19 protein-coding genes and 1 other RNA gene are annotated in these 17,136 nt (G+C 42.7%); 13 read left to right on the top strand and 7 right to left on the bottom strand.

Annotated features, from left to right (window positions below; all coding sequences use genetic code 11):
• The first annotated feature begins 5 nt into the window (after window positions 1-5).
• Both CWC02_RS03550 and murA read left to right on the top strand, forming a co-directional pair.
• Window positions 6-263 (top strand): BolA family protein, encoded by a 258-nt coding sequence (locus CWC02_RS03550; RefSeq protein WP_054554171.1) that lies wholly within the window; start codon window positions 6-8, stop codon window positions 261-263.
• A 15-nt stretch (window positions 264-278) separates the two neighbouring features.
• Window positions 279-1,538 (top strand): UDP-N-acetylglucosamine 1-carboxyvinyltransferase, encoded by a 1,260-nt coding sequence (gene murA / locus CWC02_RS03545; protein ID WP_138602006.1) that lies wholly within the window; start codon window positions 279-281, stop codon window positions 1,536-1,538.
• Window positions 1,539-1,605: 67 nt separating this feature from the next.
• Here murA and CWC02_RS03540 read toward each other — a convergent pair whose 3' ends face one another.
• From CWC02_RS03540 to CWC02_RS03530, 3 genes are all read right to left on the bottom strand, one after another.
• On the bottom strand, window positions 1,606-2,688 hold the full coding sequence (locus tag CWC02_RS03540; RefSeq protein ID WP_138602008.1) for a trypsin-like peptidase domain-containing protein: 1,083 nt from the start codon (window positions 2,686-2,688) through the stop codon (window positions 1,606-1,608).
• A 98-nt stretch (window positions 2,689-2,786) separates the two neighbouring features.
• Window positions 2,787-4,139 carry a Do family serine endopeptidase gene (locus CWC02_RS03535; protein WP_138602010.1) on the bottom strand — a complete coding sequence of 451 codons (1,353 nt, stop codon included), beginning with the start codon at window positions 4,137-4,139 and terminating at the stop codon, window positions 2,787-2,789.
• A 123-nt stretch (window positions 4,140-4,262) separates the two neighbouring features.
• Window positions 4,263-4,706 carry a Z-ring associated ZapG family protein gene (locus CWC02_RS03530; RefSeq protein ID WP_055020791.1) on the bottom strand — a complete coding sequence of 148 codons (444 nt, stop codon included), beginning with the start codon at window positions 4,704-4,706 and terminating at the stop codon, window positions 4,263-4,265.
• 178 nt (window positions 4,707-4,884) lie between these two features.
• Between CWC02_RS03530 and zapE the strand changes: the two genes are divergently transcribed.
• From zapE to CWC02_RS03490, 8 genes are all read left to right on the top strand, one after another.
• Window positions 4,885-5,973 (top strand): cell division protein ZapE, encoded by a 1,089-nt coding sequence (gene zapE / locus CWC02_RS03525; RefSeq protein ID WP_138616430.1) that lies wholly within the window; start codon window positions 4,885-4,887, stop codon window positions 5,971-5,973.
• Between the two features lie 331 nt (window positions 5,974-6,304).
• Window positions 6,305-6,733 (top strand): 50S ribosomal protein L13, encoded by a 429-nt coding sequence (rplM, locus tag CWC02_RS03520; RefSeq protein ID WP_054554177.1) that lies wholly within the window; start codon window positions 6,305-6,307, stop codon window positions 6,731-6,733.
• 8 nt (window positions 6,734-6,741) lie between these two features.
• The gene (rpsI, locus tag CWC02_RS03515) at window positions 6,742-7,134 is read left to right on the top strand and encodes a 30S ribosomal protein S9 (protein WP_095209788.1); all 393 of its coding nucleotides are present in this window, start codon (window positions 6,742-6,744) and stop codon (window positions 7,132-7,134) included.
• Between the two features lie 620 nt (window positions 7,135-7,754).
• Window positions 7,755-8,345 (top strand): ubiquinol-cytochrome c reductase iron-sulfur subunit, encoded by a 591-nt coding sequence (gene petA, locus CWC02_RS03510; protein ID WP_054554178.1) that lies wholly within the window; start codon window positions 7,755-7,757, stop codon window positions 8,343-8,345.
• Window positions 8,345-9,610 (top strand): cytochrome b, encoded by a 1,266-nt coding sequence (locus CWC02_RS03505; protein WP_054554179.1) that lies wholly within the window; start codon window positions 8,345-8,347, stop codon window positions 9,608-9,610. The genes petA and CWC02_RS03505 overlap by 1 nt, the downstream gene beginning before the upstream one ends.
• Window positions 9,607-10,344, top strand: coding sequence for a cytochrome c1 (locus CWC02_RS03500; protein ID WP_054554180.1), 738 nt, complete (start codon window positions 9,607-9,609; stop codon window positions 10,342-10,344). The genes CWC02_RS03505 and CWC02_RS03500 overlap by 4 nt, the downstream gene beginning before the upstream one ends.
• Before the next feature lie 79 nt (window positions 10,345-10,423).
• Window positions 10,424-11,050 (top strand): stringent starvation protein SspA, encoded by a 627-nt coding sequence (sspA, locus tag CWC02_RS03495; RefSeq protein WP_054554181.1) that lies wholly within the window; start codon window positions 10,424-10,426, stop codon window positions 11,048-11,050.
• The gene (locus CWC02_RS03490; protein WP_054554182.1) at window positions 11,050-11,490 is read left to right on the top strand and encodes a ClpXP protease specificity-enhancing factor; all 441 of its coding nucleotides are present in this window, start codon (window positions 11,050-11,052) and stop codon (window positions 11,488-11,490) included. The genes sspA and CWC02_RS03490 overlap by 1 nt, the downstream gene beginning before the upstream one ends.
• A gap of 65 nt (window positions 11,491-11,555) precedes the next feature.
• Here CWC02_RS03490 and dolP read toward each other — a convergent pair whose 3' ends face one another.
• The 4 genes from dolP to CWC02_RS03470 are packed head-to-tail and all read right to left on the bottom strand — an operon-like array spanning window position 11,556 to window position 15,028.
• A complete protein-coding gene (gene dolP / locus CWC02_RS03485; RefSeq protein WP_138616428.1) occupies window positions 11,556-12,122 on the bottom strand; it encodes a division/outer membrane stress-associated lipid-binding lipoprotein in 567 nt (188 codons plus the stop codon).
• The gene (locus CWC02_RS03480) at window positions 12,122-12,709 is read right to left on the bottom strand and encodes an SIS domain-containing protein (protein WP_138602022.1); all 588 of its coding nucleotides are present in this window, start codon (window positions 12,707-12,709) and stop codon (window positions 12,122-12,124) included. The genes dolP and CWC02_RS03480 overlap by 1 nt, the downstream gene beginning before the upstream one ends.
• Before the next feature lie 32 nt (window positions 12,710-12,741).
• A complete protein-coding gene (locus tag CWC02_RS03475) occupies window positions 12,742-13,113 on the bottom strand; it encodes a YraN family protein (protein WP_138602020.1) in 372 nt (123 codons plus the stop codon).
• 37 nt (window positions 13,114-13,150) lie between these two features.
• Window positions 13,151-15,028 carry a penicillin-binding protein activator gene (locus CWC02_RS03470; protein WP_054554186.1) on the bottom strand — a complete coding sequence of 626 codons (1,878 nt, stop codon included), beginning with the start codon at window positions 15,026-15,028 and terminating at the stop codon, window positions 13,151-13,153.
• Window positions 15,029-15,089: 61 nt separating this feature from the next.
• Here CWC02_RS03470 and rsmI point away from each other — a divergent pair, with 61 nt between their 5' ends.
• The 3 genes from rsmI (at window position 15,090) to CWC02_RS03455 (ending at window position 17,131) form a co-directional block, all read left to right on the top strand.
• The gene (gene rsmI, locus CWC02_RS03465) at window positions 15,090-15,947 is read left to right on the top strand and encodes a 16S rRNA (cytidine(1402)-2'-O)-methyltransferase (protein WP_138616426.1); all 858 of its coding nucleotides are present in this window, start codon (window positions 15,090-15,092) and stop codon (window positions 15,945-15,947) included.
• A 42-nt stretch (window positions 15,948-15,989) separates the two neighbouring features.
• Window positions 15,990-16,355: RNase P RNA component class A (gene rnpB, locus CWC02_RS03460), an RNA gene on the top strand.
• 362 nt (window positions 16,356-16,717) lie between these two features.
• Window positions 16,718-17,131 (top strand): hypothetical protein, encoded by a 414-nt coding sequence (locus tag CWC02_RS03455; protein WP_249364076.1) that lies wholly within the window; start codon window positions 16,718-16,720, stop codon window positions 17,129-17,131.
• Window positions 17,132-17,136 lie beyond the last annotated feature (5 nt).

Raw genomic sequence — 17,136 nt, 5'->3', positions numbered from 1 at the left:
GATTTATGGAAACGAGCCAAGTCGAAACGTTATTACGCGACGAATTAAAACTAGATGAAGTGATTGTTAAAGCAAATGGTAGCCACTACGAAGTGATTGCTGTTGGTGAGTGTTTTGATGGTTTATCTCGCGTGAAGAAGCAACAGTTGGTTTATGCTCCGTTAATGTCAACAATCTCAGACGGTACAATCCACGCTGTATCTATCAAAGCGTTCACACCGACTGAATGGAAACGCGAACAAAAATTTATTTTACCTCAATAGTCGCAGGGCCTCCTAATGGATCAATTTGTTATTCAAGGTGGCACCTCGCTGGCAGGTGAAGTCACTATTTCTGGCGCTAAAAATGCCGCTCTTCCAATTCTTTTTGCTGCGCTTTTAGGGCAGGGCAAAAGTACCTTTAGTAATGTTCCTCGTTTACGCGATATCGGCACCACAGAAGCCTTGTTAAAAACGCTGGGTGCAAATGTCGAATGGCAGCAAGACAAACTAATCATTGATGGTGCGACGGTTGATAAAACGCTTGCACCGTACGAGCTGGTAAAGCAAATGCGTGCCTCTGTGCTTGCATTAGGCCCTTTAGTTGCCCGTTTTGGCCAAGCGCAAGTATCACTGCCAGGTGGTTGTGCGATTGGTGCCCGCCCAGTTGATATCCATATTCAAGGCCTCGAGCGCATGGGCGCTATCATCAAGGTTGAAAATGGTTACATCAACGCTAAGGTTGATGGTCGCTTAAAAGGTGCTGAAATCTTTATGGAGATGGTCAGTGTTGGCGCAACAGAAAACTTACTAATGGCAGCAACGCTGGCTGATGGTAAAACTGTACTTGAAAATGCCGCTCGCGAACCTGAAATTACCGATCTTGCTAATTGCTTAATTGCGATGGGTGCGAAGATCAGCGGTGCAGGCACTAGCCGTATCGAAATTGAAGGGGTTGAGTCACTATCGGGTTGTGAGTACAGCATTCTTCCTGATCGCATTGAAACAGGTACCTTCTTGGTTGCGGCGGCAATGGCTGGCGGTGAAGTGCTTTGTAAAAATACCGACCACCATAGTCTTGATCCTGTGATTGAAAAACTACGCGCTACCAATGCCTTGGTTGAAGTCACTGATAACAGCATTTATCTTGATATGCGTGGCCGCGAATTAAAAGCAGTTAATATTAAGACTATGCCACACCCGGGTTTCCCTACCGATATGCAAGCGCAGTTTACAGCTTTAAATGTGGTAGCTAAAGGCAGTGCAACCATCACAGAAACGATTTTTGAAAACCGTTTTATGCACGTACCAGAGTTACAGCGTATGGGCGCAAACATTCGCTTAGAAGGTAATACGGCAATTTGTGGGGATACAGAAAGCCTATCAGGCGCGCAAGTGATGGCAACTGATTTACGTGCTTCAGCGAGCCTTATTTTGACAGGGATCGTTGCTCAAGGTGAGACTATTGTTGACCGCATCTATCACGTAGACCGTGGTTATCAACGCATTGAAGATAAGCTGAGTGCGCTAGGTGCTAATATCAAGCGCCGTTCAAGCTAATCGCTAAGACTTCCAAAAAAGGCCTAACACTTGTTAGGCCTTTTTTGTATCTGTATTACCTAAGTAACTACTGCTCGTCTTCGAGTTCTGCAACAGTCACCATTACTTTTAAGATTTTGCCATTGCGATATACTTCAAACTCAAGTTCTTTTCCTGGCTCTGTATTGGCCAGTTTCTCGAGTACTTGTTGTGGGTTTGCTACTGAAATACCGCCAATTTTAACTACAATATCTGTTTCTCTAATACCTGCTTTCCAGGCTGGGCCAAATGGATCAAGTTGAGAAATACGCATACCTGCAACAGGCGTAAAGTTATCGCTAACATCTTTACCTGTACTATCAATGCCGGTGCCACTAAAGCCTAAATAGCCACGTACGACACGGCCATGCTTTATTAGTTTATCCATCACATCTTTGGCAATCGAGTAAGGCACCGCAAAGAAAATACCCTGAATATCGAGATTTTCATGAGTTTTAAATTGTGCCGAGGTAATACCGACTAAGTCACCTCTTGAATTGACTAACGCGCCACCTGAGTTGCCCACGTTAATCGCAGCATCCATCTGTAATAGGCTGCTGTAAGGGCTATCGATTAAGTTTTGTTTACCCGTCGCACTGATAATACCTTGGGTAATGGTTTGACCTAAGTTAAGCGGGTTACCTATCGCTAAAACAACATCACCTACACGTGGTTTAAATTTATCGTTCACTGGAATTTTTGGCAAATGCTCAGCGCTGATCTTTAACAGTGCTAAATCTGTTTGAGTATCAAAACCAATCACTTGTACATCATAAAAACGACGGCCATCAGCGAGCGTAACAATAATGAGGTCGGCATTTTTGATTACATGGTAGTTAGTCAAGATATAGCCGTCTTGGGTCATGATCACACCAGAGCCAAGAGCTTGAACGGTGTTTTGACGTTTATAGCGCGGTTGATTGGAAATGCTTTCTGAAAAAATAGTAACAACCGACGGCGCTGCTTTTTGTACTGCATCAGCAAAGCTCATATGTTCAGAGGATATCGCTGCAGGTAAATTCATATCTGGTAACAGTGTGCTACGAAGGCTTGGGCTAAATAAAACCACTAAAAAGGCAATGCCTAAACCAGTGAAAAGCGGTGGAAGGATAAATTTTAAAAGTTTCAGCACAGTATTCTTATTATCAGTGAGCAATCCCTTAATGATGGCACAAAAAAAATAACAGCGGCAAGCACCGCTGTTATTTTTTCATGATTTATCAACTAGGTTTACTGAATAAGTACGAAAATAAGCTCCCTACCTCGTTTAACACCTAGTACGATGTTACCTTTGGTATTTTCGATGATCTTATTCATGTCGCGGATTGTTTCAACGCGTTGACGGTTCACTTGCATGATCACATCACCTTCTTCAAGGCCGACACGAGCAGCTGGAGAACGCGCTTGTACGCCGGTTACTTCAACACCCTTACCATCACTCTTCTGGGTATTTTCTAATGTCGCTCCTTGGAAAGCTGGGTGCGTTTCTTCGCCAGCAGCAGTCGTTGCTGATGCACCATCTAATGTGACATTAACGGTTTTGATTTTGCCATCTCGGTAAATGCCCAGTTTTACTTTTTTGCCTTCGCCAAGGGTAGCAATTTTACTGCGTAATTCATGGAAACCACTAATTTCAGTACCATCAACGCTAATGATTACATCACCCGCTTTGATACCCGCTTTACTTGCTGCTGTATCATCCATTACTTGCATAACGTAAGCGCCTTGTTTTACGTCTAGCTGTTGTGCTTTAGCGAGGCCTGCATCAAGTGGTCGACCTGAAATACCCAGCGAGCCACGACGCACTTCACCGTGTTCGATGATCTGGTCAACAAGGTTTTTCATCATGGTAGATGGAATGGCAAAACCAATCCCCACATTACCACCTGATGCACCTAAGATAGCGGTGTTGATACCAATCAGTTCACCATTAAGGTTCACTAAAGCGCCGCCTGAGTTGCCTTGATTGATAGCTGCATCGGTTTGAATAAAGTCTTCATAGCCCTCTATATTTAAACCGCTACGGCCAAGGGCACTGACGATACCTGATGTTACAGTGTGACTTAGACCAAATGGATTACCAATGGCAACTGCGAAGTCTCCTACACGTAATTGATCTGAATCGGCAATTTTAAGCGCTGTTAAGTCTTCAGCATCAATTTGCAGCAAGGCAATATCTGACTCTTTATCACTACCAATTTTGGTCGCGTCATATTCGCGGCCATCTTCTAAGGTCACCACCATTTTTTCGGCATCTTCGATAACATGGTTATTAGTAACCACGTACCCTTCGTCTGCATCAATGATCACACCTGAGCCTAGGCCACTAAATTCACGCTTTTGACTGCCACCACGAGGAACACCAAAAAAGTCATCAAAAGGAGTCGCACGGCGGCGAACTTCTTTAGAGCCTGACACTTGAATACTCACCACACCCGGTGTGATCTGTTCAAGCATAGGCGCGAGGGTTGGCAATTGTTGACCATTTACAGCAACAGGAAGTTTTGCCATTGAAATTGCAGGGCTTAATAATAAGCTAGAAGATAAAATAGCAGCACTGATAACAGATAATTTCATTTTCATAGTCTGGGTTTACTCCACTTCAGAGATAAAGCAAAAACTAAAAAGGGCTGCTTAAGCAGCCCTTTTCTTGGTTTAGATATAAAGCTGTTATATCTAATGACTATGGGGTCAAAAAAAAGTTCATCAAGAGGCTTTAGAATGTTCTGAAACTTTCTCTGAGCCAGTGAACAAGCCCGTTTCACCAACAACATAGTCAGCAGGCTGAGCTTCAGCACTTGAACGATCGCCTCTGCGGTCTTGTAATGAGTTTTGTAATTGCTCAGTTGTTTCTTTAGAAAAGAACGGCTCATTTGGGTGCTGTTTTTTATCAGCAAGTAGCAGTTTATTTGTTTCTTCTACATGGTTCAGTAGCTGGTCGTAGTTATCTTTCATTTTAGATACTAGCTTACCTGTGCTCGCTAGATGATCAGCTACATCTTGACGATATTGTTCAAGTGCATTGTTAGCTTGCTCGACTTGTTGTTCTAGTTCGTCTTGCTTAAATTGTTTTTTGGTTACAAAAGCACCAATGAAGAATGCTGAAATTGCAACGATGATTAGAATACCTATCCAGGTAATTGTGCCCATAAATCTACCCCTTTGGGAAAAAATAACAAAAACAAATGCTTTAAAAGCATTTATAGTCCAATCATTATTAAAATATGCTTAATTTGATTGTGAAATCATACTGCGGGCTAATATACCCTGAGATACGATGCGTGTTAATATACTGTGCAAATTTAACTGTGTTTTATTGTAACGACCTATGACTCCTTGGCAGAAATACCAACAAGATTTACAACGTGAAGACTTTGTTCATGATGCAGCGCAAGAAAATGCAGTGCGCCATTTGCAAAGACTCTATGATGACCTAACGGCAGACAAACCGGCCGCGAAGGGGTGGTTTGCCAAACTATTCTCTAAAGATAGCACGCCAAGTATAAAAGGGCTGTATTTTTGGGGCGGAGTAGGTAGAGGTAAGACCTATTTAGTTGATACGTTCTACGAAGCTTTACCTACTGATCGTAAGATGCGTGTGCACTTTCACCGTTTTATGCATCGCGTGCATGATGAGCTGAAAAAGTTAAAAAATACCAGTAATCCATTAAATGTGGTTGCAGATATCTTTAAATCAGAAACAGATATTATCTGTTTTGATGAATTTTTTGTGCAAGATATCACTGATGCAATGCTGCTAGGTGGTTTGATGGAAGCCTTATTTGAGTGCGGCATTGTGCTGGTAGCTACGTCAAACATCGTGCCTGATGAGCTGTATCGAAACGGTTTGCAACGTGCACGTTTCTTACCAGCAATTGAGTTGGTAAAAGCCAACACCGAAATTGTTAATGTAGACTCGGGGGTTGATTATCGCTTACGTACCCTTGAGCAAGCCGAAATTTTCCATAGTCCGCTTGATAAGCAAGCTGATGATAATTTATTTGAATACTTCGATAAGTTGTCACCTGAGCCGGGTGTGCTCGATAAAGAAATTGAAATTGAAGGGCGGATGATCAAAACCCGTAAAGTGTCTGACTGTATTGCTATGTTTGAGTTTAGTGAACTATGTGAAACAGCCCGCAGCCAAGTTGATTACATGGAAATAAGCCGACTTTATAACACGGTGATTTTGTCGAACGTAAAAGCTCTTGGGCAAGCCAATGATGATGCCGCACGTCGTTTTATCGCGTTAGTGGATGAATTCTACGAGCGTCATGTTACGCTGATTATCTCTGCTGAAAAGCCAATAACCGAGCTATATAGCGAAGGTAACTTAAATTTTGAATTTAAGCGCTGTATTAGCCGACTACAAGAAATGCAATCGTTAGAATACTTAGCAAAAGAGCATTTAGCGTAGTAGAGCTGTCAGCTTTCAGCCGAACGGTGTTGAATGTAAGGCGCGCCAAGCAAGCGTGACGCCTACGATTGATGTAGGCGTGAAATTTATTTCGCGCGCACTTAGCTGATAGCCGATTTTCTCGAATAAAAAACAACCATCATATAGCAATGTGGTTCAAGTGCTGGTATACTCCCGCGTCTGCCACGTTGCGTTCTATTGCCAGATATTAGTTTAGCCTCTAATTGATGGCTCAAAGTCTTAAACTCGAAGGGGTTAAAGCATTCAACTTAGAGCGGTAATTAATAATAATTACCTGTGGTTTTAATTAAAAAACATTGGATTTTAATAAATGAAAACGTTTGTTGCTAAGCCAGAAACAGTAAAACGTGACTGGTACGTAGTTGACGCTGAAGGTAAAACTTTAGGTCGCATCGCTACTGAAATCGCTCGTCGCCTACGCGGTAAGCATAAAGCTGAATACACTCCTCACGTAGATACTGGTGATTACATCATCGTTATCAACGCTGAGAAAGTTACTGTTACTGGTAATAAAGCAAAAGACAAAATGTACCACGCACACACTGGTTTCCCAGGTGGTCTTAAGTCTACTACTTTCGACAAGCTTCAAGCTGCAAAGCCTGAAATGATCATCGAAAAAGCTGTTAAAGGCATGTTGCCACGTGGTCCTTTAGGCCGCGCAATGTACCGTAAACTTAAAGTTTACTCAGGTACTGAGCACAACCATGCTGCACAACAGCCTCAGGTTCTAGACATTTAAGGAGCACTATCATGGCAAATCAATACTACGGTACAGGTCGTCGTAAAAGTTCAAGTGCTCGCGTATTCTTACGCCCAGGCACTGGTAACATCGTAATCAACAAGCGCTCTCTAGAAGAGTACTTCGGTCGTGAGACTGCTCGCATGGTTGTTCGTCAAGCACTAGAGCACGTAGAAATGACTGAAAAGTTTGACCTACACATCACTGTTTCAGGTGGTGGTACAACTGGTCAAGCTGGTGCTATCCGTCACGGTATCACTCGTGCACTTATGGAGTTTGACGAGTCTCTACGTCCTACACTTCGTAAAGCAGGTTTCGTTACACGTGATGCACGTAAAGTTGAGCGTAAGAAAGTGGGTCTTAAGAAAGCACGTAAGCGTCCACAATTCTCAAAACGTTAATATTTACGTTTATCAGAATACCAAAAACCCAGCTTCGGCTGGGTTTTTTGTTTTTGGAGCTGTCAGCTTTCAGACGTCAGTTTTTAGCAGATCGAGAGGGGGTTCCATTATTTATGCTTTTAAACAACAATAGCTTTACATTCATTTCTCGGGTTTTAAGCTTTTGATAGCTGAAGTACAAAAACCTACCTTTTTTCGTTCGATATTTAACCGCTGTTAATAATTAGTGCGTATTACAGTAAAAAAACTTCAAGATTTAGCAAAATTAGCTTAAATCCATCAGTTAATTGATGAAATTTTTTGCTACAATTGGGGGGCAAGTAATGTGAGTGAGTTCAACAACAGCTAATGCAGAATTCTGTTTCCTCTTAGTGAGGTTGATCTTGGTCAGTATATTGTTTTTTTATATGCGTTATCATAACCAGCGGCTTCATACTCGAGCTAACCTAAATTAATAATTCATTAAATAGGGTTTATTCGAGCATGAGACTGTGAATAACCTTGTTTTAATCAAGGGTTTTAATTATGATCGCGTCTATTTTGAAATTTCTAAAAATTAACCTGCTGTAACTGATGTTCTCAATATGGCAAGTGTTGGGAATCATAGTGGAGATAAGTGGATGAGCAATGCGCCTGTAGACAATGGCCGACGTCGCTTTTTAACCATAGCTACCTCTGTTGTTGGTGGTGTTGGTGCGGCTGGGGCTGCTGTTCCTTTTATTGCGTCTTGGAATCCAAGTGAGCGAGCTAAATCTGCGGGTGCGCCTGTAGAAGTAGATATCAGCAAGCTTGAGCCAGGACAATTAATACGTGTTGAGTGGCGAGGAAAACCTGTTTGGGTTATTAATCGTACACCAAGAATGCTTGAACAGATGAAAGAACATGAAGGTCAACTTCGTGATCCTGCGTCTGAAGAGCCTCAACAACCTGAATCATCAACCAATGAATATCGTTCGCAACGTCCTGAGATCTTCGTTGCTGTTGGTATTTGTACGCACTTAGGTTGTTCTCCTAGCTTCCTACAAGGTGGCTTTGGTGAGAAAGTAGAGGGCACAGATGACGGTTTCTTCTGTCCGTGTCACGGTTCTAAATTTGATATGGCTGGTCGTGTATTCCAATCTGTACCTGCACCATTAAATCTAGAAATTCCTCCGTATACCTTCCTTGATGACACGACTATTCTAGTCGGTGAAGAAAAAGGAGTGGCGTAATGTTTGGTAAAATTATTGGTTGGATCGACGATCGTATTCCAATGACACGTGTTTGGAACATGCATATTGCACAGTATCCAGCACCAAAAAACTTTAACTTCTGGTACTTCTTTGGCTCTCTAGCCATGTTAGTACTTGTTAACCAAATCGTAACTGGTATCTGGTTAACAATGAACTTCGTACCATCTGCTGAAGGTGCTTTCGCATCGGTAGAATACATCATGCGTGATGTTGAATACGGTTGGTTACTTCGTTACCTTCACTCAACAGGTGCATCAGCGTTCTTTATCGTTGTATACCTGCACATGTTCCGTGGCATGATCTACGGTTCTTACCAAAAACCACGTGAATTACTGTGGTTATTCGGTATGTTCATCTTCTTAGCGCTTATGGCTGAAGCTTTCATGGGTTACTTACTTCCTTGGGGACAAATGTCTTTCTGGGGTGCACAGGTAATCATTTCACTATTCGGTGCGATTCCGGTTATTGGTGATGATTTAACGCTTTGGATCCGTGGTGACTACGTAATTTCTGGTGCTACGCTTAACCGCTTCTTTGCACTACACGTAATTGCATTACCTTTAGTAATCGTTATCTTAGTATTCTTACACATTGTTGCACTACACGAAGTGGGTTCAAACAACCCAGATGGTGTTGAAATCAAGCGTAAGAAAGGCACTGTAGCTGAAGAAGATAAGCCTAAATTCAAATTCCACGAGTATTACACCAACAAGAAAGACATTGTTGATGCAATCCCGTTCCACCCTTACTACACAGTAAAAGATATTGTGGGTGTGGTTGGTTTCTTAATCTTATTCTGTTGGGTTGTATTCTTTATGCCTGCGATGAATGGTTTCTTCTTAGAAGCGCCAAACTTCGAAGCAGCTAACCCTCTGAAAACACCAGAGCACATTTTCCCAGTTTGGTACTTTACGCCATTCTACGCAATCCTACGTGCAATCCCTAACAAGTTAATGGGGGTTGTGGCGATGGGTGCATCTATCGTAGTGCTTGCGTTACTACCTTGGATTGACCGTGGTTCGGTTCGCTCTATTCGTTATCGTTGTGGCTTACACAAGTTAAACATCGCACAATTCGTGGTAACTTTCGTTATCTTGGGTTGGGTTGGTGCTACACCACAAACTGATTTCAAAACGCTGTTATCGCAAATCACGACTGTGACATACTTCATGTTCTTCGTATTGTTATTTGTTTACAGCAAGAATGAGAAAACTAAGCCATTACCAACGAGGTTGACGAAATGATGAAAAAGCTAATTATCGGTTTATTCGCATTGTTGCCATCGTTGACAATGGCAGCAGGTCCTTCGGTTCCTTTAATGGATGCGAACATTGACCTTAAAGATAACGCATCTTTACAGCGCGGTGCTAAATTGTTCATGAACTACTGTCTTGGTTGTCACCAAATGCAGTATCAACGTTATGAGCGTACGTTCCGCGATATCGGTATTCCTACTGAGATTGGTCAAGAGCAACTAATTTTTGATGGCTCAAAAGTAGGTAGCCACATCAAAAATGCGATTGATAAAGATGACGCAGCTAAATGGTTTGGCGCAGCGCCACCGGATCTTACGCTTGTAGCGCGAGTTCGTGGTACTGACTGGATCTATACTTACCTGAAGTCATTCTATAAAGATGAATCTCGTCCGTTTGGCGTAAACAACGTTGTTTTCCCATCGGTAGGTATGCCACACGTTCTTCAAGAACTACAAGGCTTACCAACACCAATCACTGAAGAAGTGGAAGAACATGGTCACACAGTGACTAAAGTTGTTGGCGTTGAGACAGATGGTTCTGGTGAAATGAGTGTTGACGAGTACGATCGTGCTGCTCGTGACTTAACTAACTTCTTAGCTTACGTTGGCGAGCCGTCACGTTTAGAGTCAGAAGCGTTAGGTCTAAAGGTAATTGGTTTCCTAGTGATTCTATTTATCTTGGCATTCATGCTGAAGAAAGAATACTGGAGAGATGTTCACTAATCCTGGGCATTTTGAAAGGTAGTTTTGTGATAGGGGCTTAAGCCCCTATTGCTGTTTTTGTAATATAATGGAGGTAGGCATGGCCGTAGCTGCCAATAAGCGCCCTGTAATGACCCTGTTTTCTGGTGCTAACTGTATGTATAGCCATCAAGTACGTATCGTACTTGCTGAAAAAGGTGTAAGTGTTGACATTCACCTGGCTGAAAAGGATAACCTGCCAGAAGCACTTCATGAGATTAACCCTTACGGTACAGTACCAACACTGATCGATCGTGAGCTTGGTTTATATCAGGCAAACATCATCATGGAATACCTTGATGAACGTTTCCCTCATCCTCCACTAATGCCAGTTTATCCGGTTATGCGTGGCCGTAGTCGTCTGATGATGCATCGTATCGACACGGATTGGTATAGCCTAGCTAACAAAATCACTAGCGGTAGCAGCGAAGCTGCGCAAGCACGTAAAGAGCTGACAGAAGCGTTACTTGCAATTGCACCAATCTTCTCTGAAGCACCTTACTTCATGAGCGAAGAGTTCAGCTTAGTTGATTGTTACTTAGCACCACTACTTTGGCGTTTACCTGAGCTTGGCATTGAGCTTAATGGTGCAGGCGCGAAAGAGCTTAAAGAATACATGTTGCGTTTATTTGAGCGTGAATCATTCCAAGCTTCACTAACTGAAGCAGAGCGTGAGATCCGTTTATAATGACGCCTAATCGTCCTTATTTACTACGCGCTTTCTTTGATTGGATTGTTGATAATCAGTGCACACCACACTTAGTGGTTAACGCTGATTTTCCTGCTGTACAAGTACCAACACAGTTTGTGCAAGACGGTCAGATCGTTTTGAACATTAGCCCATCAGCGGTAACACAATTTGCAATGGACAACCAACAGCTTAGCTTTAATGCGCGCTTTGGTGGCCAACCAATGCAAGTGTACGTACCTATGGGTGCTGTGCTCGCAATTTATGCACGTGAGAATGGTGAAGGGACTGTATTTACTGCAGAAGAATTCATCGAGGACGAAGACGATTTTGCTCCGGTATTAGAAAGTGTTGAAACACCTGACGATATTACGCCAGATGATGAACCACCTGCTAAACCAGAGAAGAAAAAAGGTGCTCACTTACGAGTGATTAAGTAACCTTAGTCAGACAAAAGAAAACCCGCTATTTAGCGGGTTTTTTATTATTAATTAACTATTTAGCGTTACAGATATTCAAACACTTTAATAACACGTTCAACGCCTGATACGTTACGTGCTACATCAACCGCCAAATTCGCTTCAGAATCGCTCACTAAGCCCATTAAAAAGACTTCGCCATTCTCTGTTACTACTTTGATGTTATTGCTACTGATGCTTTCTGTGGTGAGCAATTGCGTTTTCACTTTAGAAGTTAACCAAGAGTCGTGCGTTTGCGTACTCATACCAATATTTGAACCAATGCGAATTTGGTTGTGGATTTTACGAATGCCATCAACGCCTTCAATAGCGCGTTGTGCTTCGTCTTTCATTTCTGGGTTAGCAACTTGGCCAATCATAAGCACAATGCCATTAACGCTAATGACGTTAACGTTGGCAAATTTATGTAGTCGCTCATTTTCGCTAATAGCGATAGAGCTTTTAATTTCGATGTTGTTATCGTCGATTTGTGAACCGATTGTGCGGCGATCATTCGCGGCAGTTACAGCGCCCGCTGTACCGGCGACAACGGCAGCTGCACAGCCTTGCAGCAATAAAACGGTACTAATAACAATTAAAGACTGTTTAAACATTAATTTTCTTCCTGTGGGAATAAGGTTAAATCGATAAGTTCACTGAGGCAGTGCAAATTCACTAAATGCGACTCAACGATACGGCTTGGGCGCTTTGATGGCACACGAATTTCAACGTCATTTGGGCCAAGTAAGCCAACTAATTCACCACCGTCATCACCAACAAGCACAATCACTTTCATATCACGAGTCAGTGCCGCTTCAACTGCTGAGATAATTTGCTTTTCATTACCATTGACTGCAATTGCTAATAAAAGGTCGCCTTGCTGAGCAAATGCACGAATTTGTCGTGCAAAGGTTTCGTGCTCATCGTTATTGGCTGCTGCGCCTAAGTTAACTTGATCTTGTGCAAGCGCAACTGCGGGTAGGCAAGGGCGCTCGGTTTCATAAAAGTTAATTAATAGCCCTGCCATGTGCTGTGCCAACATATGACAGCTAGGAGTGCCACAACATAGCAGCTTATTGCCGTTAATGAGGCTTTGTGCAATGGTGAATGCTGCTGATTCAAGTGCGCTTGGCAGTACTTCACCTGCCGCTATTTGAACTTGAATATTTTCAGTAAAGATTTTTTTTATCGTTTCTTGCATAACCTACCAAATTAAGCCGACGCCAAACGGCGTTAGTAAACATTTTTAAACCAGTTTAGGGTGCTGTTAAGCTCACCTGTTATAGCGACATAATCTATCCGCATAGACTGGTTTGAGATTTTTTTCTCGGCAAGATAATGGCTAATCGTGCGCCTTAATCGTTGCTGCTTTTGTTTGCTGAGCGCATAGTTTGCGCCACCACGCAAGGCGTTTTTTCTAAATTTTACTTCTACAAATACCAGCGTTTGCCCGTCACGCATTATTAGGTCTAGCTCACCGTATTTACATAAGTAATTGCGTTCAATGGCTTTTAAACCATGTTGTATTAAATATTGTTCAGCCTGTTTTTCGTAATACAGGCCTTTTTCGCGGCTATTTTGCCATAATTGCTTAAACCAAGACATAGCTTCATCCTTGAGCTATTACTACGTTTTAAAAAGATTATTCAGCAGCGTTAATTCCAAAGGCAGATTGCATAAATAATGGAATTGGTTGCTCAGTCGCTAAATCAACCGCAATAATTTGTTTATTCTTGTACTGTGCCCAATCTAAAGTGCGCGTAACATAGCCATTGCTGGCAATGCTCAGTTGACCACTGATACCACTAAAGCGTTTACCTTGCACCATGCTTAATTGCTTCACATCACCTAGCATACTGGCTGCATCGAATGCCATGGCAAATAAGCGCTGGCTTATATCTGCGTTTTCTGGCCATAAACTTTCGTATTGCTGGCGTAAATTGTGTTGTTGAATTTGACCATCAAGCATCCAAGGTAGTTCCGTAAAATAAAGGCCATCTAAATCGCCTTTGTCGGTTCTATCGATTTGCTTACTGTGGCTTTTTGAGCTGGCATAAAGCGGAATACGCTCAGCAAAAGTACTTACGTTTACGTCTAAATAGGGCTTGATTAAACGCGTTTCAGTAGCATCACCTAAAATATAAATCACATCAATATCGCTGCGCGAGCGAGTTTCACTTTCAACTTCTTGCTTGAATAACGATTTGGCAACTTTAATACGCTCTTTGCTTTGGTCTACTTCAAGTAAGCCAGTGATTGTTTTCGGCATGTCGTCTTTACCAGAGTAAAGCCCAATTTGAGGTTTAACTTCGCTGTAGCGTTGCCACTGCGTATTGAAGTATTCAACTAGGCGTTGGCCGTTACTATTATTTGGTGCTAGCAGCATCGGCTTTTGATAGCCCGCTGTTAAAAATCGCTCCAGTGCTTGCTGAACTTCATGTTCAGGACTTAAAGCAAAGAAAAAGTGCTGCTGTGAAATTCGCTCACCATCAAAGGTGTTTAAATGCATCACTGGGTAATCAACTAGTGTTTGAGCGTTGGTTAGCTTTTCGATATTAGTTTTTAATAAAGGGCCGATAACAAAATCAGCATTAAATTCGCTGAGTTTAAGTGTAATTTCAGCGGCTGATAGCGACTCATCAATAAATAATGTTTGTTCTAATGATTTTCCATCTAAGGCAGCAAGCACACCTGCTTTTAGTGCATCACCTAATCGCTCATTGGCGCCTGATTGAGGGAGTAGTACTGCGAGGCGGTTTACATTTAAAGGTTCAATTTGTACTAGCTCTGTTACCTTTTTAGGCAGCACCTCAGCTGCTGGGTGACCCGGGTAGCGACGCAGCCAGTTGTTCATTGCTTGATGAAGCTCAACAGGCGCACCTAAATACACTTGATGATAAAGCGCTAAATTGACCCAACCTTGTTGCACCACAGAGCCACGATTAAAACGCTCAAGTGCGTACGATGAAAGCTGGGTTAGGCTTTGCCATAAATCTTTGTTTAGATTGGCAACGATAAAATTGTTTTCGCTGCTAAGTGTTGATGCTTTAAAAAAGAAAGGCATTGCCCGTTTTGGCATACCTTGCGATGCATAAACGCGCGCAGTTAAATATTGGTGCCATGCTTGATGTTCAGGCTGGCTTAACTGCGGCTCGAGCTGCTGTAACTGAGCTAAAGCTAAATCACTTTTGCCTTGATGCTCTTGTGCAAGAGCAATGTAAAGTTTGTTTTGAATTTGGTCTACACTTGGGGTCGCTTCTAGTTCAAGGCAGACTTTTTCTAGTAGTGCCCAGCGCTCCTCACTGATAGCCGCATCACGCGCAGTGTATAAAAGCTGTATTTTATCTGCGCCTTGACGATTTAGCGCTGCTTGGTACATAGATTGTGCGTCGGTTAGCTGTGATAGGGCAATACTCGATTGGCCCGATTGATTTTCTGCACTATTTCGAGGTTTTTCGGTTGTGCTACAAGCCGATAACCCTGACAATACAATTAATAGACTAACAAGTTTAAGTCGCACAATGATTTCCCGATACGTTAACGCGATTTGCTTATATTACTGACTGACGCAGGAGACCTCAATGTTAAATGAGGACAATTCAGATAAAATCGGCACTCTTTACATTGTTGCCACGCCTATTGGTAACTTTGATGACATCAGCCAGCGTGCCATCCAAACCCTATCTGAGGTTGACTTAATAGCCGCTGAAGATACTCGTCACACAGGAAAGTTGTTAAGCCATTTTAATATCAAAGCAAAAACCTTTGCTTTACATGACCATAATGAGAAACAAAAAGCGCAACAAATTGTAGATTGGTTAGAGCAAGGAATGAATATTGCGCTGGTATCTGACGCCGGCACGCCACTTATTAGCGACCCAGGTTATGCGGTGGTTAATTTATGCCGTGAACAAGGCGCGCACGTCACGCCGGTGCCGGGGGCATGTGCTGCAATTACCGCGGTGTGTTGTTCTGGTTTACCAACAGATCGTTTTCAGTTTATTGGTTTTACACCTGCAAAGAGTAAAGCAAGGCAGACCTTTTTCATTGAAGCGGTAAACTCAGGCATTACTAGCATTATGTATGAAAGCACCCACCGTATCATGGCGAGCCTTGATGATTTAGAAATAGCACTTGGTGCAGAGCAGCCAGTGGTGTTCGCCAAAGAGCTCACCAAAACCTTCGAAACCTTTTTCAATGGCACGGTTGCCGAGTTAAAACAGTTTTTAACGGATGATCCCACTAAGCAGCGCGGTGAAATCGTATTGATGTTACCGGGTAAAGCGAAGCAAAGTGACGATATTCCAGAAGATGCGCGCCGTATGCTCGGTTTACTTGAAGCCGAAATGCCACTGAAAAAAGCCTGTGGTGTTGTGGCTGAGTATTTTGGTTTGAAGAAAAATGCACTTTATAAAGCAATTATTGACGAAAAAGACTAATTCTTTACTGCATAGACGTGCGCGCTCAGGTATACTGCGCGCCGAGTCAGCCGAGATAATCGCTGCCTGCAACGAAAATGCGCAGGGGGAGGAAAGTCCGGGCTCCACAGGGCAGGGTGCCAGCTAACGGCTGGGGGGCGCGAGCCTACGACAAGTGCAGCAGAGAGGAGACCGCCAACTTCGGTTGGTAAGGGTGAAAGGGTGCGGTAAGAGCGCACCGGGCCACTGGTAACAGTTGGTTGCAAGGTAAACTCCACCCGGAGCAAGACCAAATAGGGTTCTATCATTTTAAATAATGAACGCGTGGCCCACGTGAGAACCGGGTAGGTTGCTTGAGCCATAGAGCAATTTATGGCCTAGACGAATGATTATCCACGACAGAACCCGGCTTATTGGCTGACTCACCAAATCATATTAAAGCCCGTAGTGAATGCTACGGGCTTTTTTCTTTCTATATCTTTACGTAATTAAGAAAACCCACTCCGCGCATACAAAACAGCGGCTTATTGGCTGACTCACCAAATTTAAAGAAAGCCCACAGTGAAAACTGTGGGCTTTTTGCTTTTTGAGCGGAGAAAAACCACTCCGCTCAATATTCAAAATGAATCATCATTCTTTGCTCTTTAATCTCGATTGCCCCTTTAAGTTGTTTAACCATTCTCTGCAATCTAGGAATATTTCTTAGGCTTACTAAGAAAGTCACTCATTATCATAACGGCTTGTTCTTCATATCCTTTAAGTCTGATTTACTTTTGCTTAAAGGATTGAAAGTGAGTGTTATTGAGGGCAGTACTAAGGAATTTGGCAATACGACTATTCTACTTCATAGCTTGGGTTCTTCTTGTTATAGAATCGAATGGTATAGCCGGATGACGGGCGCATCGACGAGTTTAGCGAGGCTCACGCAAGGCAAGTACGTTGTTATTCGTAAATGGGCGCAAGTTAAAAATATGGCCGATGTTTCGAGTGAATTTAGTAGTCGAAATAGTGCGTTGATACACTTTTTAAATAACGTTGATATTGTTAAATCCCATGATGACTGGATCAGTGCCGCTAAGCAGCATTGTCTAAATTTGTTTGTTGAAAATGAAGGGCTAAAACCAGTTACTAAAGCGAGTTTCCCTAAACCGAGGTTGCAAGGAGCAATAAGGAAAAGAAGTTGTTGTGAAATCGAAATTGGGTGAAAGGG

It is taken from the genome of Pseudoalteromonas sp. S2721 (genome assembly GCF_005887425.1).
GTDB classification, from domain to species: domain Bacteria; phylum Pseudomonadota; class Gammaproteobacteria; order Enterobacterales; family Alteromonadaceae; genus Pseudoalteromonas; species Pseudoalteromonas simplex.
This window is presented reverse-complemented; position numbering and strand designations above follow the sequence as displayed.

Excerpts from the sequence above, each read along its gene's own strand:
- CWC02_RS03550 (WP_054554171.1), top strand. The coding sequence starts at position 6 with ATGGAAACGAGCCAAGTCGAAACGTTATTACGCGACGAATTAAAACTA.
- murA (WP_138602006.1), top strand. The coding sequence starts at position 279 with ATGGATCAATTTGTTATTCAAGGTGGCACCTCGCTGGCAGGTGAAGTC.
- CWC02_RS03535 (WP_138602010.1), bottom strand. The coding sequence starts at position 4,139 with ATGAAAATGAAATTATCTGTTATCAGTGCTGCTATTTTATCTTCTAGC.
- CWC02_RS03530 (WP_055020791.1), bottom strand. The coding sequence starts at position 4,706 with ATGGGCACAATTACCTGGATAGGTATTCTAATCATCGTTGCAATTTCA.
- zapE (WP_138616430.1), top strand. The coding sequence starts at position 4,885 with ATGACTCCTTGGCAGAAATACCAACAAGATTTACAACGTGAAGACTTT.
- rplM (WP_054554177.1), top strand. The coding sequence starts at position 6,305 with ATGAAAACGTTTGTTGCTAAGCCAGAAACAGTAAAACGTGACTGGTAC.
- petA (WP_054554178.1), top strand. The coding sequence starts at position 7,755 with ATGAGCAATGCGCCTGTAGACAATGGCCGACGTCGCTTTTTAACCATA.
- CWC02_RS03505 (WP_054554179.1), top strand. The coding sequence starts at position 8,345 with ATGTTTGGTAAAATTATTGGTTGGATCGACGATCGTATTCCAATGACA.
- CWC02_RS03500 (WP_054554180.1), top strand. The coding sequence starts at position 9,607 with ATGATGAAAAAGCTAATTATCGGTTTATTCGCATTGTTGCCATCGTTG.
- sspA (WP_054554181.1), top strand. The coding sequence starts at position 10,424 with ATGGCCGTAGCTGCCAATAAGCGCCCTGTAATGACCCTGTTTTCTGGT.
- CWC02_RS03490 (WP_054554182.1), top strand. The coding sequence starts at position 11,050 with ATGACGCCTAATCGTCCTTATTTACTACGCGCTTTCTTTGATTGGATT.
- dolP (WP_138616428.1), bottom strand. The coding sequence starts at position 12,122 with ATGTTTAAACAGTCTTTAATTGTTATTAGTACCGTTTTATTGCTGCAA.
- CWC02_RS03480 (WP_138602022.1), bottom strand. The coding sequence starts at position 12,709 with ATGCAAGAAACGATAAAAAAAATCTTTACTGAAAATATTCAAGTTCAA.
- CWC02_RS03475 (WP_138602020.1), bottom strand. The coding sequence starts at position 13,113 with ATGTCTTGGTTTAAGCAATTATGGCAAAATAGCCGCGAAAAAGGCCTG.
- rsmI (WP_138616426.1), top strand. The coding sequence starts at position 15,090 with ATGTTAAATGAGGACAATTCAGATAAAATCGGCACTCTTTACATTGTT.